This window comes from Oceaniferula flava (assembly GCF_016811075.1).
In the GTDB taxonomy this organism is placed as follows: Bacteria; Verrucomicrobiota; Verrucomicrobiia; order Verrucomicrobiales; family Akkermansiaceae; genus Oceaniferula; species Oceaniferula flava.
This window is the reverse complement of record NZ_JAFBGL010000005.1, coordinates 94,581-118,495: the sequence shown is the minus strand read 5'-3', so window position 1 is coordinate 118,495 and position 23,915 is coordinate 94,581. Positions and strand designations below refer to the sequence as shown.

Below are 23,915 nucleotides of genomic sequence, written 5' to 3'. Positions count from 1 at the left end.
TTAGTTTTGTTTCAACACAGCCTCGACCATTTGGTGCAGGGCTTTTTCCGTTTCCTCATAGACGGCATCACCGTCCTGACGAGCGTGGAAAAGATCCCGACGTCCGACCATTTGCAAGTCTCGATTGTAGACCGCGATGGACATATTATGAGCCAAGGCACCTTTTTCAGCGGCCTCCGCAGCGTCCTCGCGCTCTTGGATGGGATCGTATTTCATCACGTCCACCATGTATTTTTTCAGCTCCTGCTCAGGACCGGTGAGGAACCACCAGTTCGAGGTGTCGGCGCCGAGGGCTTCGGCGTATGCTTTCAGCTGTGGCACCTGGTCAGTTTTGGGATCGACCGTGATACAGACGACATGGAAGTCCGGCTCGTCTTTGAATTTCTCGTAAAGCGATTTGATCCCCTGCTCGTTGTTCACCGCGCACATTGGGCAGGCGGCGTAGAACTGCGCGAAGGCCCATACCTTGCCTTTGAGATCGGAAATCTTCACCTGCTCGCCGTCTTGACGTGTCAGGGTGATGTCCTCGTCCAGGGTCAGCAGTGGTTCGAACTCGGTCTCTTCAGAAAAATAAGGAGTGACCTCAGGACGGATTTGCTGGCCGCGGATGTAGAAGGCAGTGGCTAAAATAAGCACCGAGATCAGTGCCACGACGGCGTAGATGGTGACGATTTTTGATTTTTCGTTCATGGGATGGATGGGTATCTGTCGGGTGAATTTACTCCTTTGAGCCGGTGGTTGTTTCAGCGAGCACGTAATCGGTGTTGGCGTAGAGCTTTTCCTTCAGCTTGCTCACCGCGTGCAGATAGATATCGATATTTTCTTCGTCCTTGAGTTCGGGGTTATCGGCCAAGGCTTCTTCGACTTTTTTCTGAGCTTCGTAGGCTTCTCGGAAATCGTAACGCTGGCGCAGGTGCATGGCCGGATCGAGCAAGGCAATCTGGGAAGGAAACTTCCATTTTCCCGCCGGGTCACCCTCCTCTCGCTCACTCACGAGTCCGAGGCGCAGCTGATCTTTGATGTAGCCGCGCTGCTTCTTGGTGTCGCCAGTCGTCAGCAACCACCACTTGGCGTCGGTGAGGCCGAGTTTTTCCGCAGCTTCGGCCAGCTGTTCCGGCTCCACGCCCTGATCAGCACCCTCGATGGAAATCAGCACGAAGCGGACTTTTTCATGGTCCTGATAGTGCGCGGCGATCTCTTTCAGCATGGCGATCGCGTGTTTGTTCTCGTCCAGCTGCGTCACGCTGATGGGAGCGGCAAACCACACACTGCCTTCGAGATCCGAGAGGCTCACGAGTTGCCCGTGCTGATTCTTGGCGGCGAAGTTCTTGGTGATCTTAGTGACGATGGGTGGTCGATCCGGGTCCTGTTGCCTCTCGTGTTGCACATAGGCGTATAGCACAAAGGCTGCGCCCAAGATCATGATCGCAACAAGAATCAACGCGGTGCGTCTGAGTTCGGCAGGGTTTCTTTCGGCAGGTTCCAGGTCCACAGTAGTCAATGAGTTCGAATTCCGCGAGAAGCTAGCCCTGCTTGCTGGAGATAGCAAGTCATCCTCGCCGCGTTCTGGCGAAGATCGATGTGCCTGCCGCGCTGAGGTGATATCTCTCCATCCAGACTAGCCCTGCTGGTTCCAACCGATGGCTAACAGCACCAATGCCAGCGGAAGATAAAGCAACGTGTAGAAGAACAACTTCCGCGCCGACGCCCGATCGCTCTCGCGGCGGAATTTCCAGCACAACCGAAGCATCACCAGCCCCGCCAAAGAACCACCGATCACCCAGACCAAGTTCGCGTATCCCCACACCAGTGCCAGCGGAGCCAGCGCCGTCAGTATAATGGTAAAGCCAGCGGCAATGTTTGAGGTCTTCTTTCCGGAGGCATCGCCATTGGTCCACATGCAGTAGCCGGCTTCCTCATACTCCTCGCGACAAAGCCAGCTGATAGCGACGAAGTGAGGCATCTGCCACAGGAACAAGAGGGCGAAAAGATACCAGCTCTGGCCATCGGTCCAGCTTCCTCCAGCCGTATGTGCCACAGCGGCCCAGCCGATCATGGGAGGAATCGCGCCGGGAATGCCGCCCATGAGCGTGTTGGTGGGGCTCCGTCGTTTCAGCGGCGTGTAGAGAAAAACATAGACCCCCAAGGCGGTGGCAGCCAGATAGGCGGACGCTGCGTTCACCTTCAGGGCAAGGTGGATAATACCAAAGGCCGACAAGCCCCAGCCGATGCCGAAGGCATTCACCGGCATCATCCTGCGGGCGGGCAGAGGGCGATCCGCCGTGCGTTTCATCCGCGCATCCTCCTCAATTTCCATCAGCTGGTTGAAAGCGGCCGAACCAAAGGCGGTGCAGGCAGTTCCCAGCACAGTGTGCCACAGCAACCAACCATCGTTCAGCCAGACGCCGTAAAAATACCGACTCGCCAGCAGATAGCCAAACAAGGTGGTGATCACCACAAAGGTGTTCAGCCTGACCTTGGTCAAGGTGGCCAGATCGCCGCGTAAGTTGGGAGCTTTGTCTTTTTTTACTCGTGCCATGGAAGGATGGTGGAAAGAAGCCCCTTACTGCTCTGAATGAAGCCGTTTGTCCACTGAATCTTCACACGAGAAATGCAGGTGCTCTACCAAAGTGGCACATCAGCCGACCTCAGGCGCCCTGCTCATTTCGACCGCGCCATTTTTGGAACAGGAAGATCGCAAGGCAGGAAAGTGCCACCGCTATCAGCAGTCCGTATCGGTCCACAAAGCTCCCCGCCTTGAACGGTTCTTCGGTCGCCACACCGGTAAATTCACGCATCCGCGTCACCACCGCCTCGACCCCCGACGGCCCAGTGCCCTTGGAAATCACCTGCCCGGTCTCGCGTTCGACCAGCACCAGGTAAGGGATGCCTGCCGGAGCAAAACTATTCACGCCAGGAATGGCTTCCCACTCAAGGGCGGGCCAGCGCATGTGGTAATTCTTCATATAATCCTCCACCGCCTTGGCACTGCGATCCGAGCCTACCAGCACGATTTCCACCGGCTGCTTCTCTTTCTCGAGCATCCGCTGATATTCGGCCACCAGCGATGGCGTGGTCTTGCGGCACGGTCCGCACCACGAGGCTGAAAAGTAGAGCGCCACGTATCGGGTCTCCGGTTTCAGCTCATAACTTTCCTTTTTTCCAGCGTCCAAACGAAACATCTCAAGCTCCGGCAGTGCCGCCGCACTCAGTGATCCGGTCAGTGCCATGATCATCAAAATCCATCTTCCCATGCCCCACCCTCCACCAGCTTTTGCGGTTTATCAATCCCGCATCCCTGCGAGTAATGGCCATTGACTAATCACTCATCATACCCATATGCTCCGCGCCCCATGAGCGACCAGAATGACACGCCACAATCCACCGAAGCAGAGTTGATCACCATTCGCCGCGACAAACTCGCCAAACTGCGCGAGCTCGGCATCGATCCCTTCGGCGGCAAATTCGAAACCACCACCACTCCCGGTGCGCTCAAGGCCGACTTCGCCGATGAAAAACCGGTCACTATCGCCGGTCGCCTCACCGCCATCCGCGACATGGGCAAGTCCGTGTTCGCCACCCTCGGAGATGTCGAAGGTCGGATCCAAATTTACCTCAACAAAAAAGGCATCAGCGAAACCGACTGGGCAGCTTACAAATTGTTAGACCTTGGCGACTGGATTGGCGTCGAAGGCGAAACCTTCACCACAGGAAAAGGCGAGCCGTCTGTGAAGGTAGAAAAACTCACCGTGCTCAGCAAGTCCCTGCGTCCGATGCCCGACAAGTGGCACGGCGTGGCCGACCGCGAAATCAAATACCGCAAGCGCCACCTCGACCTGATGTCGAACGAAGGCTCCGCCAAAGTGTTCCTCACGCGCTCGCAAATGATCGCCGAGATCCGCAGCTTCCTGCACACCCGCGGCTACCTCGAAGTGGAAACTCCCATGCTGCAGAGTGTGGCCGGAGGCGCCGCCGCCCGTCCCTTCGAGACCTATCACAACGCGCTCGGCATGGACCTCACCCTGCGCATCGCACCCGAGCTGTTCCTCAAGCGTCTGTTAGTGGGTGGCTTCACCAAGGTCTTCGAACTCAACCGCAACTTCCGCAACGAAGGTATCAGCCGTCGTCACAACCCTGAGTTCACCATGCTCGAAGCCTACGAAGCCTTCGCCGATTTCGAAACCATGGCAAACATGGTGGAGGAAATGACCTGCCACCTCGCGGAGAAATTCTGCGGTGGTCTGGAAATCGAGCACAAGGATGAGGAAGGCAACGTCATCCGCACCATCAACCTGCAACGCCCGTGGAAGCGCGCCAATTACCACGACCTGATCAAAGAGGTCGCCGGCGATGATTTCTTCGACATCACTCCGGAAGCCCGTCGAGCCAAGTGCGATGAACTCGGCGTGCAGATCTCCGACGGCATGGAGGATTACGAGGTGGTTCAGCAAGTTTTCGAAAAGAAAGTCGAGGAGCACACCTTCGATCCCTGCTTCGTCACCCGCGTCGCCTCCGAGCTCATCCCATTGGCGAAAGTCACTCCCGGCGGCGAGCAAGGCAAGGAAACCGTCGAGGTTTACGAACTCATTATCAACGGTCAGGAAATCTCACCCGGCTACTCCGAGCTCAACGATCCTGACGTCCAGCGTCAGCGCCTCGAGCACCAAGCCGGCGGCGAGGAAGAGCAGAAGATCGACCACGACTTCATCGAGACTCTCGAGAACGGCATGCCTCCGGCAGGCGGCATCGGCATCGGTATCGATCGCCTGATCATGATGCTCACCGGCGCCCCAACCATCCGCGACGTGGTGCTCTTCCCTCTTCTTAAGAAGAAGGACTAACAAGAGCCTTTGAGCGGTCGCTCGAGCCGACTCCATTTCCCAAGAAGGAAAAACCTTAGCAGCCCAGCGAACCTCGCTGGGCTGTTTTGTTGGTGGGCACACATCACTCGGCCCCGCACGGGTGCAATTCTCGTCGCCGATTATAATATCCGGTCTCTGCGGTATTGGGCATGCTTCAGGTAGTCAGCCCCTACCCCCCATGAGCAGCGTCCGTCCAGAAATCATCCAAGCCACGGAAGACAACCTTCCGAATGCCTTCTTGCGTCCGCAGTGGCCCGATGACATCCCGCGCAGCTGCCCCTGCTGCGGCAAGGAGCTGCACCCGCAGATCAACCTGACTTACGGTTACGGTAGGATCGGGCGTGGCTGCAAATGGCTCTCGTGGTGGATCACCCTGCCGTGGATACCCATGGTGTTTTTTGTGGTTTTACCCCTGCTGATGAAACTCCCCGGCGGCAACGGTGCCGGCTTTGCCCTGTGCATCCTCTTCGTCGTCCCCGCGGTCTTCTTCGCCGTCCTCGCTCCCCTCTTCCCGCGCTCCCGCCGGGTGCAGTGCTTCCCTTGCCGCTATTCCAAGGATTACCCAGCTTTCATGCCCCAGCCTCCCCATGAGCCAGGCCATGATGCCCGTTAGAGCAAAAAAACGGGAGAACCGAAGTCCTCCCGCTTGATCAATGAATTTAAGCAAATCCTCTACTTCCTGCGACGAAGCATCAAAGCGATTCCTCCAAGTCCGAGTAAAGCTACGGACGAAGGCTCTGGAACCTGAGTCACAAGGATATCGTCTACCCAAATACCCTTGTTCTGACCGTTCACATTATCTTCATGGGATGTAAAAAATTGGATATAGGAAAGATCCGTAGCCCCGCTGTCGATATTCAAACCGGTGGCTGGAGTGCTCGTGCCACTTGCAGCACTGGCATCCCAAGTCGTCCCATTGAGGGTCAAACTGACATTAACCAAGCTAGAAGGAGCATTACTGGTATTCGTTGAATTCATTCCGATACCAATATCATCGAGAATTTTGGTTCCATCAATTGACGAGAAGCTTGTGCCATTGAATGTCGTGTTATCTTCCCCCAACTCTCGAGCAAAGAGCTCTCGTGTCGCATTACCACTTCCGGCACGCATCGTGAGCTGGAACACCTCGTCATCGCTACTCGAGTAGCCAATGACATGGACGAGCTTGAAGACTGTGCTGTTATTGGTTCCAAAAATCCCCAATGAGAAATCAACGTTCACAGGTCCTGCAGCAAGCGTAATATCTGAAGCCATCGTGGCTGTCAGGTAGTTTCCTGCAGGCGTTCCGACATCATTGAAACTACCATCAACACTGGTGATAGGGTTACTACTACCATTGTTTCCACTGGTGTAAACATTACCTCCAAGATGACCTCCGGTCGCAGTAATGGACCCCACAACAGGGCTACCAAGGGCTCCTGAACCAGCCAGATCACCGTTGGTTCCGTTATCGAAATCATGATCGAAAAATGTCGTCGCTGCAGATAAGGACGTAACACCGGCAAGCAGCGTTAGACCTCCAAGGGGTAATAGGTTGATTATTTTCATGACCAGTAAATATTTTTAGTGAAAGGGATTCATAGCCATGTGGATATACATTGTCAAATATTCTGTACAAAAGAGGCATGAAGGCTGATAACAAGTGCGGTTAGACCTCACAGACATGCGCCCTGCTCAGCTGGGCCCAATCCAAGAGAAGTGTATCCCAGTCCGCCACTCCGAGGTCACTGAACACCGCTATCGGCGATGTCTTCCCAGCCAGCGCTGCCCATCAACGAATTACACGACAACCCAGACCGCCATCTACCTGACAATCAAAGACTTTGTAAATCCGAAGAGAAAAAATCACTTGATTCCAGCCGACGCTCCCGTATGTAGCCCGCGACCGATAGGCCACCGGCCCCATCGTCACTCAACACGAACCATTCAACACTCAAATGTCCGTACTCGTAGGAAAACAAGCACCGTCCTTCACCGCCAAAGCTGTGCAGGGAGAAAACATCATCGAACACTTCAGCCTCGACCAATATCTGGGCGAGAAATACGTCGTTCTCTTCTTCTACCCCAAAGACTTCACCTTCGTCTGCCCAACCGAGCTGCACCGTTTCCAAGAGGAAATCGCCGAGTTCGAAAGCCGCAACGTGCAAGTCGTCGGTTGTTCCACCGACACCGAATTCTCCCACTGGGCATGGCTCCAGACACCGAAGAACAAAGGTGGCATCCAAGGCGTGAGCTACCCGATCGTAGCCGACACCAACAAAACCATCTCCAACGACTACGATGTGCTCGCTGGTGAATACGCCGAAGACGAAGACGGCAACCTCGTCGTCGACGGTGAAATGGTCGCTTACCGCGGACTGTTCCTCATCGATAAAGACGGTGTCGTCCAGCACCAGGTGGTCAACAACATGCCGCTCGGCCGCTCGGTCAAAGAGTGCCTGCGCGTGATCGACGCCCTGCAGCACTTCGAAGAGCACGGTGAAGTCTGCCCGATGGACTGGCAAAAAGGCGACGACGCCATGACCGCCACTCACGAAGGTGTCTCCGGCTACCTCTCCAAGTAAGTTAGCTAGCCCATCATTTTTCCAGCCCGCCCACTCTCAGGAGTGTGCGGGCTTTTTTGTGCGGCTGTCGTTAAACATTTATATTCAGCTTGTTGGTCAAAATGTGTTGTCGCACTCCTCCCTGGCCCGACTCCGCCCCCCTGTCTGCCGCGCCCTCGGCTGCCTGTCACGAAGCCGACTTGAGCTCGATCAACCCGCCACGCAGTCGCTCTGCATGGCGGGTTTTTGCGGTCGATGGATTAGCCCGCGGATCAGACCCGCTAAAAAATGCCTCATCCTAACGTATTATTGTCCCATTTTATCCTTTCTCGGCGCCTGTCTGTGTTCCACATTCCGCCGGCGAAACGCGCTCACATTTTTGATACTATGAACATTCAAGCTGAAATCACACCCGTGCTCGATCCCGGATTCGTGCCTGCCGTCCTCTGGAACCGTGCGTATCGCGAGAAAGTCGCAGCGCATCCTGACTCCCAGGATTTGGGCATCGCCCTGGCACGCCTCGATGGCACGGTGTTCCGCCACGATGTTCGCATTCTCCCGCACCGTGGTGATGACGCGGCGCTGAATTTGAAATACGTTGAGCGTCTGGTGAAATTCATGCTCTGGGGGCAAGGAGGCTGCACCATCTACATCGGGGGCAGCGAGCCGCTCGCCGCCGAGCTGGCTGAGATTTACTCCGAAAATGGCGCACGCAAGTTCGACTGGGACATCGTTGGCAAAGGCATGTTCGGACAGCACCTGCAGGTTCAATCCGTGAGCCTGGAAGACATCCCCGCCCAAAACAGCCCCGCCGCCCCCCTCGGCAGAAACCTCGACGGCAACCGGATTGGCTTCGATCTCGGTGGCTCCGATCGCAAGTGCGCCGCCGTAATCGATGGCGAAGTGGTCTTCTCCACAGAAATCCCATGGGATCCCTATTTCCAAGAAGATCCCAATTACCAGCGCGACGGGATTATCGATTCGCTGAAGCTCGCCGCCGAGCACCTGCCAAGTGTCGATGCCATCGGCGGCTCATCTGCGGGCGTCTACATCAACAACGAAGTCCGCATCGCCTCTCTATTCCGCGGCATAAAGGACCAGGAAGTTTTCGAATCCGTGGTCGTGCCGATGTTCAAGGACATCGCCGCCGCAGAATACCCCGGCGTGCCCTTCGAGGTGATCAACGATGGCGAAGTCACCGCCCTCGCCGGCTCCATCACCATGAATACCAACTCGGTGTTAGGTGTGGCCATGGGAACCTCTGAGGCCGTCGGCTATGTCGATCCCCACGGTAACGTCACCACCCAGATTAACGAGCTGGCATTTGCCCCCATCGATTACCGTGAGAACGGCCCGGTCGACGAATGGTCTGGCGATGCCGGCTGCGGGGTCCAATTTTTCTGTCAACAAGGCGTCGCCCGCCTCGCACCCGCAGCAGGTTTTGACTACGGTGACATGCCATTCCCCGAGCAACTCATCGAGGTGCAGAAGGAAATGGAAGCCGGCAACGATCAGGCGGCTAAGATCTACCAGACCATCGGCACCTGCTTCGGCTACGCCATTGCCCACTATGCCGAGTTCTACGATATTGGCACCCTGATCATCATGGGTCGCGCCACCTCCGGCCCTGGCGGACAGATCATGATCGACTGCGCCGAGGAAGTCCTGGAAAAGGAATTCCCCGAGCTCGCCGAGAAAATCACCATCACCCAGCCGGACGAGAAGATGAAGCGCCACGGCCAAGCTGTCGCCGCCGCCTCCCTGCCGGCCATCCCCCAATAATCTGATCCCGTGGACACCACCCCCACCATCAAAGCCAAGCTGATCTTCGACGATCAGTCGCACCTCGGAGCCTTCCGCCTACACATGTGGCACCGCTACCGCACCTGGCTGATGATCCGCACCATCCTCAGTGCCGCGGTGCTGTTGGCCGGTGCCATTCTGATGATCAGCGAGGGGATCACCCCCTTTTCCGTGCTGATGATCATGGTCGGCACCTTCGCCCTGCTGCGCCCGCTCATCTGGAAAGTGATGCACTCGCGGAACCTGCGCAAACTCCCCGGCTACGGCCAGACGGTGCTCTACAGCTTCACCCCCGAGGGCGTCTCGATCCATGGCGACGACCTCAACGGTCAGGTCAAGTGGTCGGGTTTATTCGAGGTGGTGGCCACCAAGCAAGGGCTGCTGCTCTATCACGCTAAAAAATCTTACTCGTGGATCCCGGTGGAAGCATTTGACTCGAGCTCTGAAATGGAACAAGTTGCCGACTGGGCAAGCCCTAACTAGGCCTAAAAATAGAGGGTTACCCCCCATAACATCTCAACCCGACTGGCATAGTATGTGCAAAACCGACAGCATGAAATTTTACTCCCGGAAGTGGATTAAACCCGAGGACCTGAATGCTCACAACACCCTGTTCGGCGGGCGACTGTTGGCATGGATTGATGAAGACGCGGCCATCTATGCGATGTGCCAATGCGGCAGCAAGAGCATGGTCACCAAGTTCGTTTCCGAGATCAACTTCATCAGCTCCGCCCAACACGGAGACGTGGTGGAAATCGGCTTCGACACCGTAGAGTTCGGCACCACCTCGATCACCATGACCTGCTTGGCTCGGAATAAAAACACCAAGCAGAACATCCTCTCCATCGAGCGCATTGTCTTTGTCAAACTGGACGAAAATGGTCGTCCCAGCCCACACGGGAAAACCCACAAGAAGACCGACAGCTAAACGCGCCGCTCAGGCCAATGAAGCACGGAGCGAAACAATCAGCGCGCTCCCTGCGTATGGATCTGTCATCCATGAAAGCCGCTCTGCTATTTCTCCTGCTGCCCTTCACCCTGCACGCCGCGCCCGCGCCCTACGCTGCCGATTCCCAACGCCAAGCCGACGTCCCCCGTGGCAAGGTCACGCGACACGAGATCCGCAGTGAGATATTCCCCGGCACCCTGCGCCAGTATTACGTTTACGTGCCGGCGCAGTATGATGCTAGTCGGCCCGCCGCGGTGATGGTCTTTCAAGACGGTCACGCCTATGTTTCCGAGAAGGGAGACTTCCGCACGCCGATCGTTTTTGACAACCTGATCGCAAAAAAAGACATGCCGGTCACCATCGGCATCTTTGTCAATCCGGGCCTTCGCCTGCCCGAGATCGACGGTAAACAGTCCTGGGGCACGGGGAAAAAGAAGAGCAACCGCAGCTTCGAATACGATAGCATGAGCAGCCAATACGCGAAGTTCTTGGAAAAGGAGCTGCTGCCCGCCGTAGCCAAAGATTACCGCCTCACCAGCGATCCCGACCAGCGCGCGATCTGCGGCCTGAGCTCCGGTGGCATCTGCGCGTTCACCGTCGGTTGGGAGCGGCCGGACCTTTTCCGCCGCGTCATGAGCCACGTGGGATCCTTCACCAACATCCGCGGAGGCCACGCCTACCCCAGCATGATCCGCAAAGGCAAAGTCCGCCCGCTGCGAGTCTACCTGCAAGACGGCAGCAACGACCTCGATAACCAGCACGGCAATTGGTGGCTGGGAAATCTGCAGATGCACAAGGCGCTGGAATTCCGCAACTACCCACACCTCTGGGTGCCCACCGACGGCGGCCATGGGGGCAAAGATGGCGGACCACTTTTCCCAGACGGGCTTCGCTGGCTTTGGAAATCGGCCCCGACCACTGAATGACGATATCGTCAGACGATCGCGTCCCTATTTCCCCACCGATCTGCTTAGAATGCAGGCCGCATGCCTGCTACCCACCTCCCCAGCCAAGGACTGTTCCTGATCGATGGCATCGGTCCGTTTTTTCGCGCCACCAAATCATCGCGCATCAATTGGTCGAAAATCCCCTTCACCGACCTGCCGGAGGATGATGCCTTCTGGGAACGGCTTCGGGAGGAATTCACCACCTTGGCGGATCGGGTCAAGTCCCTGGGGTTTAATGCCGTCACCCTGGACGATCTCGCGCACCTCACCGAGCACCCGTTTCACGATGAGCCAACCAACCGGCGCATCCGTTTTCTGGTCGGCCAGTTCCAGCCACTGATCGAGATCCTTCGCCAGCGCGGGCTGCAGCCGTGGATCACCAGCGACATCCTCTGCCTCACCGAAGCCGCGGCCGAGCAGACCGGCCGCAGCCACCAGGCCCGCACCGATTTCTACCTCGATTCCGTGCAACGCTTCCTGAAGACCTTCCCCACGGTCGAAGGCTTGATCCTGCGGATTGGGGAATCCGATGGCTTGGACGTCAAAGATCCGCTGCGCTCGGAGCTGCACCTGCGCACGCCGAAGCAGACAAACCAGTTCCTCCGCGCCCTGCTGCCGGTGACCGATCGCTCACGCACCAAGGTCATGCTCCGCACCTGGACGGTGGGCGCGCATCGCATTGGCGATCTGATCTGGCACCGCGGCCGCCTGTCCGACACCCTGAAGGGCATCACCTCGCCGAACTTCATCCTCTCGATGAAACCCGGAGAGTCGGATTTCTTCCGCCACATCCCACTGAACAAGGCCTTCTTCAACTACTCCGGCCCGAAGATCCTGGAACTCCAAGCCCGCCGCGAATACGAGGGCGCCGGCGAGTTCCCCTCCTACACCGGATTCCAGAACCAGGCATTTCAGAATGAATTGGTCGATTGTGAAAACCTGCTCGGTGTCTCGGTGTGGTGCCAGACCGGCGGTTGGCATCGTTTTACCCGCCTCACCTTCCTCGATCCGGAGGGCCTTTGGAACGAGCTCAACGTGCAGAGTGCCATCGATGTGTTCAAATACATGCTGACACCCGAGCAATCGCTGGCACGCGTGGTGGGGAACCGAGACGCCGCAGCCGCAGCCGAGCTGATGGCACACAGCGATTACATCATCAACGAGCTCTACTACATCCCCGAGTTTGCGCGGCTGAAGCTGTTTTTCCGTCGGGTGCGCATTCCCCCGCTGCTGCACATCTACTGGGACTCGCTATTTTTCCACGCCCCCATCCGCAAGCTGCTGCGCCACTTCGTCAGCGATCATGACGCCGCGGTGCGCCAGGCCGAGGGAGCGATGAAACGTTTCCCCCGGATGACCGAGCTCTGCCAGCAGCTGAACTGGCCGGTGGACGATATTCGCTTCATGCGTGACACCTGCCAGATGATCACCCTGGCGCGCAAATACTACTTCTCCGCCTACGACCCGGAGCTGGTGAAGCAGATCAAGCAGGAAAAAGACCGCTACAAGGAGCAATGGCCGGCGAGCAAGCGGGCGCGCTACCGGATCAAAACCAATTTCAAACCCTCCGTCATCAAGCGCCGCTCCCTCGTCTGGGGCTCCAGATTACTGCTGCGCAAGAAACGAGGCTACCGCCCGATCCTCGATCACCTCTTCACCCTCAACATGCTCTCGCTACTCTACGGCCTGTTTAAGAACCGCTCGCAGAAGTCGATGCCCAAGTTCATCAAAAAGTCCGCCATGGGCATCGATAGCCTGTTCCGCTAAATTCACCCCTAAGACGTTCTTTTTCCTACCCTTGCTTGACGAAACGCCTTCTCTGGCTATGTGTTTCGGCCATGCAAGAGAACGTCCAAGAAAACGACGAGGTCACTCCCGAAGAAATCACCCCGGATTCCGCCCAGGAAAACACCCAAGATGAAGCTGCCGCTGAGTCTGAGGCCAGCGATTCCAGCGCATCCGAGGAAACATCCAAGGACAGCCCTGCCGAAGAGATCGATCCCTGGGAGGCTCTTGAAATAGAAGCCGCCAAGTGGAAAGACCAAGCTATCCGCACCGCCGCGGAGCTCGATAACTACCGTAAACGCATGTCGCGTGAAAAACTCGATGCCGTGCGCTACGGCAACCAGAGCCTGCTGGAAGAACTTCTCCCCGTGCTCGATAACTTCAGCATGGGCATGCAAGCTGCTGCCCAGGAAAAAGGCTCCATGCTCTTCACCGGGATGGAAATGGTGCACAAGCAGCTGGGCGAGTTCCTCAGCTCCCAGAGCGTCGAGGAAATCCCTGCCGAACCGGGCAGTGAGTTCGATGTCAATGTGCACGATGCCATTGGCCAGGAAGCCAGCAGCGAGATCGAGGAAGGACACATCGTCCGCACCATGCGCAAAGGCTACCGCATCGGCGATCGCCTGCTTCGCCCCGCCAACGTCATCGTCTCCCTAGGCGATCAACCACAACCTGAAAGCGAGTAATATGATGACCAAACGCTGTTATTACGAAGTCCTCGGTGTCTCCAAGGACGCAAGCACATCAGAGCTGAAAAAAGCCTACCGCAAGCTGGCGATCAAGTTCCACCCGGACAAAAACCCAAACGACCACGAAGCGGAGGAAAAATTCAAGGAACTCGGCGAGGCCTATGAGGCGCTGAGTGATGAAGACAAACGCGCGGCCTACGATCGCTACGGACACGCTGCCTTTGAAAATGGTGGCGGCGGACGTGGCGGATTCGGTGGCGGCGGCGGATTCCACGATGCCTCTGACATCTTCTCACAAGTCTTCGGCGGCGCCTTCGGTGGCGGCGGATTCGAAGACATCTTCGGCGGTGGCGGACGTCGCCGTAACCCCTCCGGCAGACAGCCGGGCAGCGACCTTCGCTACGATCTCGAGATCACCCTCGAGGAAGCAGCCGAAGGGATCCAAAAGGAACTCGAAATTGAAAAACTCGAAGCCTGTGGCACCTGCAACAGCAGCGGCTCGAAGTCCGGCAGCGGCGGTCGCAAGACCTGCGCCACCTGCGGCGGACAAGGCGTGGTGACTCAACAACGCGGCATCTTCATTCAGCAGACCGAATGTCCAGCCTGTAATGGTGCTGGCCAGACCATAGCTGACCCCTGCCCAGACTGTCACGGTGAGGGCCGCAAGAGCGAGACCACACGGATCAAGATCAACATCCCTGCCGGAGTCGACGATGGCACCCGCCTGCGCTCCACCGGCAATGGTGACGCCGGCCTGCGCGGCGGACAGCCGGGCGACCTCTACGTTTTCCTCCACATCAAGCGTCACGACGTCTTTGAGCGCGAGGGAGACGATCTCTTCTGTGAGGTCCCCATGCCCTTCTCCACCGCCGCCCTCGGTGGTGAGCTGGAGGTGCCCACGCTAGAAGGTCGTTCATCGATCAAAATCCCGGCCGGAACCCAGGGTGGCACCACCTTCCGCCTGCGGAACCGTGGCATCAAGGACCTGCGCACCGGTGGCAAAGGCGACCTGCACGTGGAAGTCCACGTGGAAGTGCCCACCAAGCTCAACGGCGAGCAGAAGGAAAAACTCACCGAGTTCTCCGAATCGATCGGTGTGAAGAACAACCCCATGCAGGAGTCGTTCTTTGAAAAGGCGAAGAAATTCTTCGGCTCATAGTAACCACCCATCAACACGCCAGCTCCCATGAACCGCTACTACTTACCCAGCGCGCAGTGGGAGGCTGGCTGCCTCACTCTCACTGGCGATGAAGCCAGACACTGCGCCCGCGTCATGCGGGCCAGCGAGGGGGATGAGATTGAAATTTTCGATGGCGCTGGAAAAAGCGCCGTCTGCATCATCGATAACGTCCGCCGCGAGGAGGTGCGGTGCCGGATTTCCCAGGAAAACGAAACACCAGCACCGTCGATGCCAGTCACCCTCTGCCAATCGATCCCCAAGGGCGGCAATATGGAGCTGATTGTGCAGAAAAGTGTGGAACTAGGCGTCAATGCCATCCAACCGCTGATCACCGCACGCACCGTGGCACGGCCGGATGCCCTCGCCAAGAAACGCGAAAAGTGGCAACGCATCGCCCTGGAAGCCTGCAAGCAGTGCGGCCAGAACCACCTTCCTGAGATTCTCGAGCCACGGACATTTTCCAGCTGGATCGAGCAACTCGAACCCTTCGCCACCGCCGTCATCGCCGCCCTCGACCCTGCGGCCGTGCATTTCAGGAGTCATCTTGAACAAACTCCCCTGAGCGGCAGCATCGGTCTACTGGTCGGCCCCGAGGGTGATTTCACCCCGGAAGAATACCAGCAAGCCTACCAGCAGGGCTTCCAGCCGATCAGTTTCGGCTCCATCGTGATGCGCGTGGAAACCGCCTCGATCTACGGCCTGAGCCTGATCCAGCATGAACGTTCGTTCGCCCTAGGCGTTTGACTTTCAGCGACTTCAATCGGAAGTATTGTCCTGTTCTGACAGGTGCACAATAGTTATGGAGATGTTAAATATTTGACACATTAAATTACACCTCCATACTCCTCGCACCCTCCCCATCAGAATAAAGCACACACACTTTCTATGGGATCCACACTCACTACCACCCTTGCGGCCGCCCTATTGGCAGCCGCACCTCTTTGCCTCCACGCCTGGTCTCCGGGCGTCGGCAACGCATCTGCTACCACGGGATTTACCGTGGACACTCAGGCGCGTAATGACGTCATCTCCTTTTGGCACAATGTCTACATGGAGTCCGAAGGTTATGAAAACCGCATCAACTGGACCGGTTCAGTGACCGGCGGAACCGCTGGAACCACCTCCGCCGCCTTCAAAGATGACGTTCAACGCCGGATCAACTTCTACCGCGCCATGGCGGGGCTAAATGCCAACATTGATCTCACCAGCTCCTCCACCGTTGCACTCGCAGGAGACACACCCGAAGAGGCCAAACCAACAGGTTCGACCACGAAGCAAGAGGCCGCTCAAGCCGCTGCACTGATGTTATCACGACAAACCTCCGAGTTTCTCGAAGGTGGCGGAGTCGCTAATGGCTCAGCGGACCCGCACGAGCCGCCTTCAGGATGGAGCTTGGATACCGCCGTCGCACGCAATGGCGCTTTTCACTCAAACCTCGCTGTGGGACATTTCGGCCCGGGAGCGATCGATGCATATATTTCTGAAAATGACCAAGGTGCCGCAGGCGGAGAGAACAACGATGCTGGCCACCGCCGCATGATCTTACAAACACGCCTGCAAGAACTTGCATCAGGAGACACGCCCTACACCAGCACCAGCTATTACGCAGCCAATGCCCTCTACGTTAGCGGCAACCTCCTCTCCAGCGCTCCCGTGCAATTTGTAGCTTGGCCAAATGCTGGATACATTCCTGAAGCGATCACTCCGGAGCGTTGGTCGCTCAGCTACTCAGGGGCTGATTTTAGCGATTCGAGCGTCAGCATGACTGATCAATCAGGAAGCCCCGTGTCCGTGACCGTGGTAAGTGCCAATACCAACTACGGGGAAAGTTCGATCGTCTGGAAACCAGAAAGTCTAAGTTCCGCAACGCTTCAAGATCAACTCTACAATGTCACGGTGTCCAACATCGACATTGGCGGCAGCATGGTCAGCCACAACTATCAGGTAGTGATCATTAACCCCAATCGATTGCTGGAAAGCACCGATGTGTTCGGCAGCACCAGCCCACCTGACAGTGGAGCCAACTACTTTTTCAATCACGTGGAAAAAGCCGAGGAGTATCAGTTCGATATTTCCACCCTCACCACAGCTACTTGGTTCGAGGGAGCTGAAAATGGCACCACAGACCTGATCATTGACGAGACAGAAACCACCTATGATCTCTTCAGCTCCGTTACAGACACCAATACCGGACAAATATTTTGGGACACAGGAAGTAAGGCATTCAGACTGGCTTTCCCTCGTAATGAATACAACGCATTCCAATCTTTTCAGATCGGCCGCACTATCATTCCGCGGAGCGGTGGGCAGCTGAAATTCAGGCTACGCCGTGGCTATATGACACCCAACGCCCAAGTGGACGTTCAGACATCCACCAATGGTGGCGGTTCATGGACGACCATCGGCTCATACTCCGGTAGAAGTGACAATGAAACCGATACATCGTTCTCCTCTAAAACGCTGTCATTAACAACTACCGATCAGGATACCGTCATACGCTTCATCCTGCATCAGCCAGCTAACAGCGGCGTTTACAGCATCGATAACCCTGCATACAACGGAAGCGCGATCGGAGCATTCATCGATGGCATCGAAACGATTAACTGTGACGAGCTGGCATCCCTCCCCCCTGTCAGCATTCCCTCCTCAGCCGATTTCGCCACCCTTGATGTCTCCAGTGTCGGAGCACCTCTCAATACCGGACAGCCCTACACCCTGCGAATCCGCGCCAGAGTGGGCAACCATTGGTTTTCCTACGGTAGCTCGCTGGAAGTTACCCCTGTCGATGCCGCAAGTCTGAGCGACTACGAGCTCTGGCTCCGTGGTCAATATGCCGTGATTGGAAGCTTCTCAGACGATTACGATCAAGATGGTGTCTCCAACGCCATCGAGCGCTTATTTGGACTTAATCCGGTCGACCCCAATGATGCCCAGGCCGCTTTGATGCCTCAGGTGGCAGGCGAGTTATTCCAAATCACCCACCCGATCATCTCAGGAGAAACGATCGAGGCCGAGTATTCTACCAGCCTGCTTAACGGTAGTTGGTCGCCCGCCTCGGTGTCGGTTTCAGGAGGTATCGCCACGGCATCGGTTCCCATCAGTGGCGGGGGCAAGTTTCTCCGCTGGAAAGTGACACCGTAATCAAACTCCTGCACTTTTTCTCACAGCGCCGCTCCTCTAACGTCGGCGCTGTTGCATAATCGAGTTTTTGTAAACATCCACAGCCCGAGCCACGGCAGCTGCCAAAGTCTGCTGATACACTGGTGAATTAATCTTGGTGGCTTCTGCTCGATTGGAAAGAAAACCTCCCTCCACGAGAATCGCCGGAATCTTGATGCCCGTGAGCACATTGAAACGCGCACGTTTGATACCGCGATCGCTCATCTTGAAATTGTTTCCCTTGGGGTTGTTGAGGTAAAGTAAACTGCGGCTGTGCACTGCGGTGGCCAATGCGATGCTGGCTGAGTCCATGATATTTCCTGGCACCATATTGAAATCCCGGGCCTTAACGCCGCGCCCGATATGTGGCACTCCCACAGGAGATACCGTGAAGGTTTCTATGCCGTGAGCCCTGGAATTGGCGGCATTAAAATGGATGCTGATGAAAATGGCGTCCTTGTATTTGTTCGCAATCCGCACCCGGTTCCCTAGGGTGATAAAGACATCACTATCGCGCGTCATCACCACACGGTAACCTTTTTTCTGCAAGATATCCCTGAGTAAACGGGCCACATTGAGAGCATACTCCTTCTCATTCTTAAAAGGCCCTTTCGCTCCGGAATCATGACCACCGTGCCCCGGATCCAGCACCACGGTCTTGAAAACTTTCGCCGTGGAAATATAGGCCGGCCGCATGACCGGATCGATCAACTTGACCAAATCCGTGCGAGAAATCAGATACTTACCTCCTTTGGGAACAATCGGATGGCTGAGGATGAATAGCACTCCGTTCATCCGGCACTGCTGTGAGCCCGAGCCCAGTTCGATCCTAACGCTCTTGTTTTCCAAGCTGATTTTCCGCCCTAGGGTCAACTTATCAAAACCGTAAAAGGCTTTGACGTTACTTAGCGTGACGTAGTTCACACCATTGTGTTTCACGGGATCCCACTTGAATGCCTGCGCCTCACTGCGGCTCAGGGTGACACAGAGAAGACAGAGAACGAGCGTTGAAAAAAAGGTGGCGGAGCGGGTATTTGCCATCGTGAGGGATCGGGTTGGGAAACAGGTAGGACGTCTTTCAAACTAAGTGCTCAATCTGGAATGACAATGGAATTTCTCGCGAATGGAAATTTCCAACTGCCTTGGTCCAGCCTCGACAGCACTGTCCCTCACTGCTAGGCCTCTCGGCATGGAATCTGTGACTGCTGTAGGAAATTATCGCGCCCAATGGGGCGAGGGCCCAATCTGGTGGAACGACCGCCTGATCTACGTGGATATCGAAAAACACAAGGTGCTGGAGTTTGACCCCGCCACCGGCGAGGAGAAGTCCTGGGACGTCTCCGCCACCGTCGGCCGCGTCGGCACGGTGGTCCCCCGCATCAAAACCGACGGTGGAGACCTTCTGGTCGGCGGCGATACCGGGCTGCACTTTCTCGATCGCCAAAGCGGTGCAACCACCGCCATCACCGATCCGGAACCGGACAAGGAAAACAACCGCTTCAACGATGGCAAATGCTCCCCGGACGGTCGTTTCTTCGCCGGCACCATCAGCCTGGTTAAAAACCAAGGCGACGCCACCCTTTACCGACTCGACCCCGACCTCTCGCTACACACAGCCTATGACAAGGTCACCAACTCCAACGGCATCGTCTGGAGCGCCGATGGAGCGACCTGTTATTACATCGATACCCCACGATTGGAAGTCATCGCCTTCGACTACCAGCCGACAACAGGCGAGCTGAGCAAGCAGCGCCGCGCCGTCGACACCAGCGACATCAGCGACATCAGCGCCTCTCCGGACGGCATGACCATCGATGCCAACGGCAATCTCTGGGTCGCCTTCTGCCACGGAGCCTGTGTCCTCTGTTATGATCCCAACACGGGCAAGGAACTGCACCGCGTGGAACTTCCCTGCCTGGAAACCACCGCCTGCGCCTTCGGTGGCGCCAATCTGGACGAACTTTACGTCACCACCGGAGTGCACAAAACGGAACAGGAAGAACACGCTGGCCGCCTTCTCAAGATCACCGGACTGGGAGTGACCGGCGTGCCCTCCACGCCCTTCGCAGGCTAATGGAAGATCCGCATCAAGACGGATCGCCCACCCTACGCGCCTTCGGGCCCAATGCCTGGCTGATCCAGCACCCGCAGCACGATCTCTTAGTCGAGCTCGCGGATGCCTTACTGCGCACTCCGCCTCAGGGTCTGATCGAGCCAGTGTTAGGCTACGATAGCTTACTGCTGCACTTTGCCACCAACACGGAGGAAAAAGACCTTCGCCAATTTCTCCAACAGCTCGAACTCAACGGTAAGGAATCGACCCGCCAGCGCCACCACATCATCCCGGTGCGTTACGACGGACCGGATCTCGCGGCCATAGCAGAGGCGCTGCGGCTGGGGACCGATGACATCATCCGGCTCCACACTGCGCCCACTTACCGCGTGCGCTTCCTCGGATTTGCTCCCGGTTTCGCCTACCTCGACGGCCTGGACGCTCACCTGCACCTGCCGCGTCGCGACTCGCCGCGCACTCGCATCGACCCCGGATCCGTGGCTATCGGCGGCAGTCACGCCAGCATCTACACCGTGCCCAGCCCCGGCGGCTGGAACATCCTCGGCCACACCGATCACCCGCTCTTTGCTCCGGAGAAAAACGACCTGAGCTCCTTCACCCTGGCCGCGGGGGACAGCCTCGAATTTCAAGCCATCGAAATCGCCTAAGCATGATGATCCCCGTCGCCAAAGTTCTCACCACCGGCATCGGCCTGAGCTACCAGGACCTGGGACGCTTCGGATACGCGCGCTACGGCGTGGCGCCCGCCGGCCCGATGGATCTGCAGGCGCACGACATCGCCAATCAGCTGGTGGGCAACGATCCGGAGGCCACGTGCCTGGAGCTGACCCTGGGTGGCGGGCGTGTGGAAATTCTTCGTCCGGTGTGGATTGCGCTCACCGGTGCCGCCAGCTCCCCGCAGCTGAAACCATGGTCGGCACGCGAATTCCTCCCCGGGGAAACGCTGACCATCCACCCGGCGCGTCACGGTATCTGGTCCTACCTCGCCTTCGCCGGAGGCCTGCATGCTCCCGCCGCCTTCGGCAGCCGCTCTCGTCACGAACGCTCGGACACGGGGGCTAAAATCACCTCGGAAACCCTGCTGAGCACAACCCGGACGGTGCCGAAACCCTTCCCCGGCGTCAGCGCACGCCACTACCACCCGGAGGAAACGCCCGACTATCAAGTCGATTCACCGATCCGGGTGCACGCCGGACCTCACGACATCGCCTCCGAGACCTTGGAGATCTTTTTCAACTCACCGTGGAAAATTTCCAACCGTTCAGACCGCACCGGTTTTCGCCTGGAGGGGAAGACACTCCGGCCCGAGGCCTCCATCCCCAGCCTGCCCACGCTACCCGGCTGCATCCAGCTACCACCGAGCGGAGAACCCATCGTCACCCTCAACGACGGCCCCACCACCGGCGGCTACCCATTGTTAGGAATCATCGATCCGGCCGATCTCCCCACCTTCACCCAGCACGCCCCCGGCAGCTCCGTGTATTTCAACCCCGCCTAACACCCGAGTCCATCATGCCATCTCTTCTCATCAATTGTGACCTCGGCGAGTGGGAATCCCCCAGCTTCACAGCGGAGCTCATGCCTTATCTCCATCTGGCCAACATCGCCTGCGGCGGCCATGCCGGATCGGTTGAATCAATCCAACGCTGCGCAGCACTGGCCGAAGAACACGGAGTCCTCCCGGGTGCCCATCCAGGGGTGGCAGGAAACCTTGGCCGCAGCCTGCCGGCGGCGTTCACCCTGGACGACTTCACCTCGCTGTTAGAACAGCAAATTTCCCTCTACCACTCCACCGGCACTCCCCTGCATCACATCAAACTACACGGAGCTCTCTATCATCTGAGCGAACAAGACAGCTCCATCCGGGACGCCTTCCTCAGCTTCTCCGCCGATCAAGACTGCGCCATTGTCGCCCTCGCAGGAGGACAGGTGGCCAGCGATGCGAAAGCCCGCGGCCTGGTCTGCCTCGAGGAGGCCTTTCTCGATCGCAACTACCTGCCGAACGGCAATCTCGTGCCCAGAAGTGAGCCCAATGCCCATCTTGGCGACCTCACCGAAATCAACGCTCGCATCCTCGACTACCACCACCGCAAAGCCCCGGTCCAGCCCGACACCCTCTGCATCCACTCCGACTCCCCCAACAGCCAGACCCTCGCCGAAACCGCCCGCCAAACCCTCGATCAGCTGAGCTTCTGAACGGCTCCAACAATCAACCCGATGATTGAAATCCGACCTCAACGCATCTTGGTGCTATTGACCAACTACAGGGCCTTTCTTTCCTCCGTCTTCGTTTTCGCCATCTGGAAATGGATCCTCGATTGGCCGGCTCCATGGATCGCGTTTTTCCTCATTGCCCGAGCCACTTACCTGTCCTTCCTGCACTATCCCAAACTCACGCTGCAGCTAACAGGAAGCTCCCTCACCGGCCCATCCGGACCGACCTATCAACCCACCACCCTCGTGCTTGATGCCGAGCTCGAAATCACAACGACTTTCGGCCTGACCATCATCAAGGGCTCGTGTGGCAAGGAAATCTGGTATCGCGAGGGATGGTATCCCAGTAAGGCGATCGATGCATTGAATCGTCACCTGTCGCGGATCAGAACAACTACAGCTGCAAGCACGGAAGCTGCAACCGGCAATGCATCATGACACCTGTTTGGCTCGCCAAACTATCGCGCCCCGACTAAGACATCCGCCTCATGACCACTGATGCAGTTAAAGAAGTCCGCGTTTTTGCACCCGCCACCGTTGCCAATGTAGCGTGTGGATTTGATGTGCTCGGCTTTGCCATCGAGGCTCCGGGGGACGAAGTCGTCGCTCGAGTCTCCGATAAACCCGGCTTCCGTATCACCAAGATCACCGGCGATGATGGCAAACTGCCCAAAGCTGCCGAGAAGAACACCGCTGGAGTAGCGGCCCTCGATCTACTGCGCCACCTCGGCATGAGCGATCGCGGGATCGAGATGGAAATTCATAAGAAGATGCCCTTCGGCAGCGGTCTGGGATCGTCCGCCGCTTCCGCCGTCGCAGGCGTCTACGCGGTGAACAAACTCATCGGCGAGCCTCTGGCGAAAAAGCAACTTTTACCCTTCGCCATGCAAGGAGAAGCCAGCGCCGATGGTGCTTGGCACGCCGATAACGTCGGCCCCAGCTTGTTGGGAGGCATGGTCTTCATCCGCTCGAACCAGGAGCTCGATATCGCACAGCTCCCGGTGCCGGAAAACCTCTGGGCAGCGGTGGTGCACCCGGAAATGGAAATCCTCACCAAGGTGGCCCGCGAAATCCTGCCCACCAACATCCCCATGGTCAACGCCACCCAACAAATCGGCAACCTAGGAGGACTGATCTGCGGCCTGATCCAGGAAGACTACGCGATGATTGGTCGCTCGATCCACGATGTCATCGCCGAACCTCGCCGACAGAAGCTCATCCCTGAATTCTACAATGCCAAGCGCGCGGCGATGTCCAATGGAGCGCTCGGCTTTTCCATCTCGGGTGCCGGCCCCAGTGTCTTTGCGCTCTGTGAGGGCGAAGAAACCGCCCAGCGCGCAGGAGCGGCCATTTCCAAGGTCTTCGATCAAATTAACCTGGAGAACCAACTCTACGTTTCCAAGATCAACAAAGAAGGCGTGCACGTCATCGCCTAGCGCCAAACGCTCACAAGCCCCTGACTCGCAGTTGATTCAAAGGCTTCTTTGAGGTTATTAGCAAGTTATTCACATTGCCTTGGTAGCATCTCGTGAAAGCTCGATTTCCGCAGAGCGCTTTTTGTGATTTGCAAATGATATTTTACTCAGCAAGGTGAAGCAATCGACCAGATCATCACTGCAAAAAATCAACTTCTCAACTCACAACCAACGAGTTAACCACATCTCCCCACTAAGATCGATAGAATCAATCTTGGCGGAAAATCCATGGGAT

24 protein-coding genes are annotated in these 23,915 nt (G+C 57.1%); 18 read left to right on the top strand and 6 right to left on the bottom strand.

All coding sequences use genetic code 11. From position 1 onward, the window contains the following. The 4 genes from JO972_RS09010 to JO972_RS08995 all read right to left on the bottom strand — a co-directional run bounded on the left by JO972_RS09010 (position 1) and on the right by JO972_RS08995 (position 3,230). Entirely contained in the window at positions 1-690 is a 690-nt protein-coding gene (locus JO972_RS09010; protein WP_309489706.1) for an SCO family protein, read from the bottom strand. A 28-nt stretch (positions 691-718) separates the two neighbouring features. Further along, the gene (locus JO972_RS09005; RefSeq protein WP_309489705.1) at positions 719-1,492 is read right to left on the bottom strand and encodes a hypothetical protein; all 774 of its coding nucleotides are present in this window, start codon (positions 1,490-1,492) and stop codon (positions 719-721) included. A 126-nt stretch (positions 1,493-1,618) separates the two neighbouring features. Then, positions 1,619-2,539: a heme o synthase gene (cyoE, locus tag JO972_RS09000; protein WP_309489704.1), complete on the bottom strand. Its 921-nt coding sequence runs from the start codon at positions 2,537-2,539 to the stop codon at positions 1,619-1,621. A gap of 109 nt (positions 2,540-2,648) precedes the next feature. Continuing rightward, entirely contained in the window at positions 2,649-3,230 is a 582-nt protein-coding gene (locus JO972_RS08995) for a thioredoxin-like domain-containing protein (RefSeq protein WP_309489703.1), read from the bottom strand. A gap of 123 nt (positions 3,231-3,353) precedes the next feature. Here JO972_RS08995 and lysS point away from each other — a divergent pair, with 123 nt between their 5' ends. Next, complete coding sequence (gene lysS / locus JO972_RS08990; RefSeq protein ID WP_309489702.1) at positions 3,354-4,841, top strand: lysine--tRNA ligase; 1,488 nt, start codon at positions 3,354-3,356, stop codon at positions 4,839-4,841. Between the two features lie 199 nt (positions 4,842-5,040). Beyond that, on the top strand, positions 5,041-5,475 hold the full coding sequence (locus tag JO972_RS08985) for a hypothetical protein (protein ID WP_309489701.1): 435 nt from the start codon (positions 5,041-5,043) through the stop codon (positions 5,473-5,475). Positions 5,476-5,534: 59 nt separating this feature from the next. Here the strand turns inward: JO972_RS08985 and JO972_RS08980 are convergent, their stop codons facing one another. Then, a complete protein-coding gene (locus JO972_RS08980; protein ID WP_309489700.1) occupies positions 5,535-6,410 on the bottom strand; it encodes a PEP-CTERM sorting domain-containing protein in 876 nt (291 codons plus the stop codon). A gap of 389 nt (positions 6,411-6,799) precedes the next feature. On the opposite strand from JO972_RS08980, the gene JO972_RS08975 reads away from it, so the two are divergent. From JO972_RS08975 to JO972_RS08930, 10 genes are all read left to right on the top strand, one after another. Next, positions 6,800-7,426: a peroxiredoxin gene (locus JO972_RS08975; protein ID WP_309489699.1), complete on the top strand. Its 627-nt coding sequence runs from the start codon at positions 6,800-6,802 to the stop codon at positions 7,424-7,426. A 366-nt stretch (positions 7,427-7,792) separates the two neighbouring features. Then, complete coding sequence (locus JO972_RS08970; protein WP_309489698.1) at positions 7,793-9,187, top strand: ROK family protein; 1,395 nt, start codon at positions 7,793-7,795, stop codon at positions 9,185-9,187. 9 nt (positions 9,188-9,196) lie between these two features. Beyond that, the gene (locus JO972_RS08965; RefSeq protein WP_309489697.1) at positions 9,197-9,691 is read left to right on the top strand and encodes a YcxB family protein; all 495 of its coding nucleotides are present in this window, start codon (positions 9,197-9,199) and stop codon (positions 9,689-9,691) included. Positions 9,692-9,761: 70 nt separating this feature from the next. Then, the gene (locus JO972_RS08960; RefSeq protein ID WP_309489696.1) at positions 9,762-10,136 is read left to right on the top strand and encodes an acyl-CoA thioesterase; all 375 of its coding nucleotides are present in this window, start codon (positions 9,762-9,764) and stop codon (positions 10,134-10,136) included. Between the two features lie 56 nt (positions 10,137-10,192). Next, positions 10,193-11,083, top strand: a complete 891-nt coding sequence (locus JO972_RS08955; protein WP_309489695.1) for an alpha/beta hydrolase — start codon at positions 10,193-10,195, stop codon at positions 11,081-11,083. A 60-nt stretch (positions 11,084-11,143) separates the two neighbouring features. After that, the gene (locus tag JO972_RS08950) at positions 11,144-12,871 is read left to right on the top strand and encodes a hypothetical protein (RefSeq protein WP_309489694.1); all 1,728 of its coding nucleotides are present in this window, start codon (positions 11,144-11,146) and stop codon (positions 12,869-12,871) included. 71 nt (positions 12,872-12,942) lie between these two features. Continuing rightward, positions 12,943-13,575 carry a nucleotide exchange factor GrpE gene (grpE, locus tag JO972_RS08945; protein ID WP_309489693.1) on the top strand — a complete coding sequence of 211 codons (633 nt, stop codon included), beginning with the start codon at positions 12,943-12,945 and terminating at the stop codon, positions 13,573-13,575. A gap of 1 nt (position 13,576) precedes the next feature. Beyond that, on the top strand, positions 13,577-14,737 hold the full coding sequence (gene dnaJ / locus JO972_RS08940; protein ID WP_425498301.1) for a molecular chaperone DnaJ: 1,161 nt from the start codon (positions 13,577-13,579) through the stop codon (positions 14,735-14,737). Between the two features lie 27 nt (positions 14,738-14,764). Further along, complete coding sequence (locus tag JO972_RS08935; protein WP_309489692.1) at positions 14,765-15,502, top strand: 16S rRNA (uracil(1498)-N(3))-methyltransferase; 738 nt, start codon at positions 14,765-14,767, stop codon at positions 15,500-15,502. Positions 15,503-15,643: 141 nt separating this feature from the next. Then, the gene (locus tag JO972_RS08930) at positions 15,644-17,899 is read left to right on the top strand and encodes a hypothetical protein (protein WP_309489691.1); all 2,256 of its coding nucleotides are present in this window, start codon (positions 15,644-15,646) and stop codon (positions 17,897-17,899) included. Between the two features lie 36 nt (positions 17,900-17,935). On the opposite strand, the gene JO972_RS08925 is transcribed toward JO972_RS08930, so the two are convergent. Continuing rightward, positions 17,936-18,958, bottom strand: coding sequence for an N-acetylmuramoyl-L-alanine amidase family protein (locus tag JO972_RS08925; RefSeq protein WP_309489690.1), 1,023 nt, complete (start codon positions 18,956-18,958; stop codon positions 17,936-17,938). A gap of 148 nt (positions 18,959-19,106) precedes the next feature. Here JO972_RS08925 and JO972_RS08920 point away from each other — a divergent pair, with 148 nt between their 5' ends. Genes JO972_RS08920 through JO972_RS08895 form a run of 6 tightly spaced genes read left to right on the top strand, consistent with a single transcriptional unit; the run spans position 19,107 to position 23,641 of the window. Next, positions 19,107-19,991, top strand: a complete 885-nt coding sequence (locus JO972_RS08920; RefSeq protein ID WP_309489689.1) for an SMP-30/gluconolactonase/LRE family protein — start codon at positions 19,107-19,109, stop codon at positions 19,989-19,991. Continuing rightward, positions 19,991-20,638: a 5-oxoprolinase subunit B family protein gene (locus JO972_RS08915; protein WP_309489688.1), complete on the top strand. Its 648-nt coding sequence runs from the start codon at positions 19,991-19,993 to the stop codon at positions 20,636-20,638. The genes JO972_RS08920 and JO972_RS08915 overlap by 1 nt, the downstream gene beginning before the upstream one ends. 2 nt (positions 20,639-20,640) lie before the next feature. After that, positions 20,641-21,489: a 5-oxoprolinase subunit C family protein gene (locus tag JO972_RS08910; protein ID WP_309489687.1), complete on the top strand. Its 849-nt coding sequence runs from the start codon at positions 20,641-20,643 to the stop codon at positions 21,487-21,489. A gap of 14 nt (positions 21,490-21,503) precedes the next feature. Next, positions 21,504-22,187, top strand: a complete 684-nt coding sequence (locus JO972_RS08905; protein ID WP_309489686.1) for a LamB/YcsF family protein — start codon at positions 21,504-21,506, stop codon at positions 22,185-22,187. A gap of 21 nt (positions 22,188-22,208) precedes the next feature. Beyond that, positions 22,209-22,643 (top strand): hypothetical protein, encoded by a 435-nt coding sequence (locus tag JO972_RS08900; protein ID WP_309489685.1) that lies wholly within the window; start codon positions 22,209-22,211, stop codon positions 22,641-22,643. Positions 22,644-22,693: 50 nt separating this feature from the next. After that, positions 22,694-23,641 (top strand): homoserine kinase, encoded by a 948-nt coding sequence (locus tag JO972_RS08895; RefSeq protein ID WP_309489684.1) that lies wholly within the window; start codon positions 22,694-22,696, stop codon positions 23,639-23,641. Positions 23,642-23,915 lie beyond the last annotated feature (274 nt).

Excerpts from the sequence above, each read along its gene's own strand:
- JO972_RS09010 (WP_309489706.1), bottom strand. The coding sequence starts at position 690 with ATGAACGAAAAATCAAAAATCGTCACCATCTACGCCGTCGTGGCACTG.
- cyoE (WP_309489704.1), bottom strand. The coding sequence starts at position 2,539 with ATGGCACGAGTAAAAAAAGACAAAGCTCCCAACTTACGCGGCGATCTG.
- JO972_RS08995 (WP_309489703.1), bottom strand. The coding sequence starts at position 3,230 with ATGGCACTGACCGGATCACTGAGTGCGGCGGCACTGCCGGAGCTTGAG.
- lysS (WP_309489702.1), top strand. The coding sequence starts at position 3,354 with ATGAGCGACCAGAATGACACGCCACAATCCACCGAAGCAGAGTTGATC.
- JO972_RS08985 (WP_309489701.1), top strand. The coding sequence starts at position 5,041 with ATGAGCAGCGTCCGTCCAGAAATCATCCAAGCCACGGAAGACAACCTT.
- JO972_RS08980 (WP_309489700.1), bottom strand. The coding sequence starts at position 6,410 with ATGAAAATAATCAACCTATTACCCCTTGGAGGTCTAACGCTGCTTGCC.
- JO972_RS08975 (WP_309489699.1), top strand. The coding sequence starts at position 6,800 with ATGTCCGTACTCGTAGGAAAACAAGCACCGTCCTTCACCGCCAAAGCT.
- JO972_RS08970 (WP_309489698.1), top strand. The coding sequence starts at position 7,793 with ATGAACATTCAAGCTGAAATCACACCCGTGCTCGATCCCGGATTCGTG.
- JO972_RS08960 (WP_309489696.1), top strand. The coding sequence starts at position 9,762 with ATGAAATTTTACTCCCGGAAGTGGATTAAACCCGAGGACCTGAATGCT.
- JO972_RS08955 (WP_309489695.1), top strand. The coding sequence starts at position 10,193 with ATGGATCTGTCATCCATGAAAGCCGCTCTGCTATTTCTCCTGCTGCCC.
- JO972_RS08950 (WP_309489694.1), top strand. The coding sequence starts at position 11,144 with ATGCCTGCTACCCACCTCCCCAGCCAAGGACTGTTCCTGATCGATGGC.
- grpE (WP_309489693.1), top strand. The coding sequence starts at position 12,943 with ATGCAAGAGAACGTCCAAGAAAACGACGAGGTCACTCCCGAAGAAATC.
- dnaJ (WP_425498301.1), top strand. The coding sequence starts at position 13,577 with ATGATGACCAAACGCTGTTATTACGAAGTCCTCGGTGTCTCCAAGGAC.
- JO972_RS08935 (WP_309489692.1), top strand. The coding sequence starts at position 14,765 with ATGAACCGCTACTACTTACCCAGCGCGCAGTGGGAGGCTGGCTGCCTC.
- JO972_RS08930 (WP_309489691.1), top strand. The coding sequence starts at position 15,644 with ATGGGATCCACACTCACTACCACCCTTGCGGCCGCCCTATTGGCAGCC.
- JO972_RS08925 (WP_309489690.1), bottom strand. The coding sequence starts at position 18,958 with ATGGCAAATACCCGCTCCGCCACCTTTTTTTCAACGCTCGTTCTCTGT.
- JO972_RS08920 (WP_309489689.1), top strand. The coding sequence starts at position 19,107 with ATGGAATCTGTGACTGCTGTAGGAAATTATCGCGCCCAATGGGGCGAG.
- JO972_RS08915 (WP_309489688.1), top strand. The coding sequence starts at position 19,991 with ATGGAAGATCCGCATCAAGACGGATCGCCCACCCTACGCGCCTTCGGG.
- JO972_RS08910 (WP_309489687.1), top strand. The coding sequence starts at position 20,641 with ATGATGATCCCCGTCGCCAAAGTTCTCACCACCGGCATCGGCCTGAGC.
- JO972_RS08905 (WP_309489686.1), top strand. The coding sequence starts at position 21,504 with ATGCCATCTCTTCTCATCAATTGTGACCTCGGCGAGTGGGAATCCCCC.
- JO972_RS08900 (WP_309489685.1), top strand. The coding sequence starts at position 22,209 with ATGATTGAAATCCGACCTCAACGCATCTTGGTGCTATTGACCAACTAC.
- JO972_RS08895 (WP_309489684.1), top strand. The coding sequence starts at position 22,694 with ATGACCACTGATGCAGTTAAAGAAGTCCGCGTTTTTGCACCCGCCACC.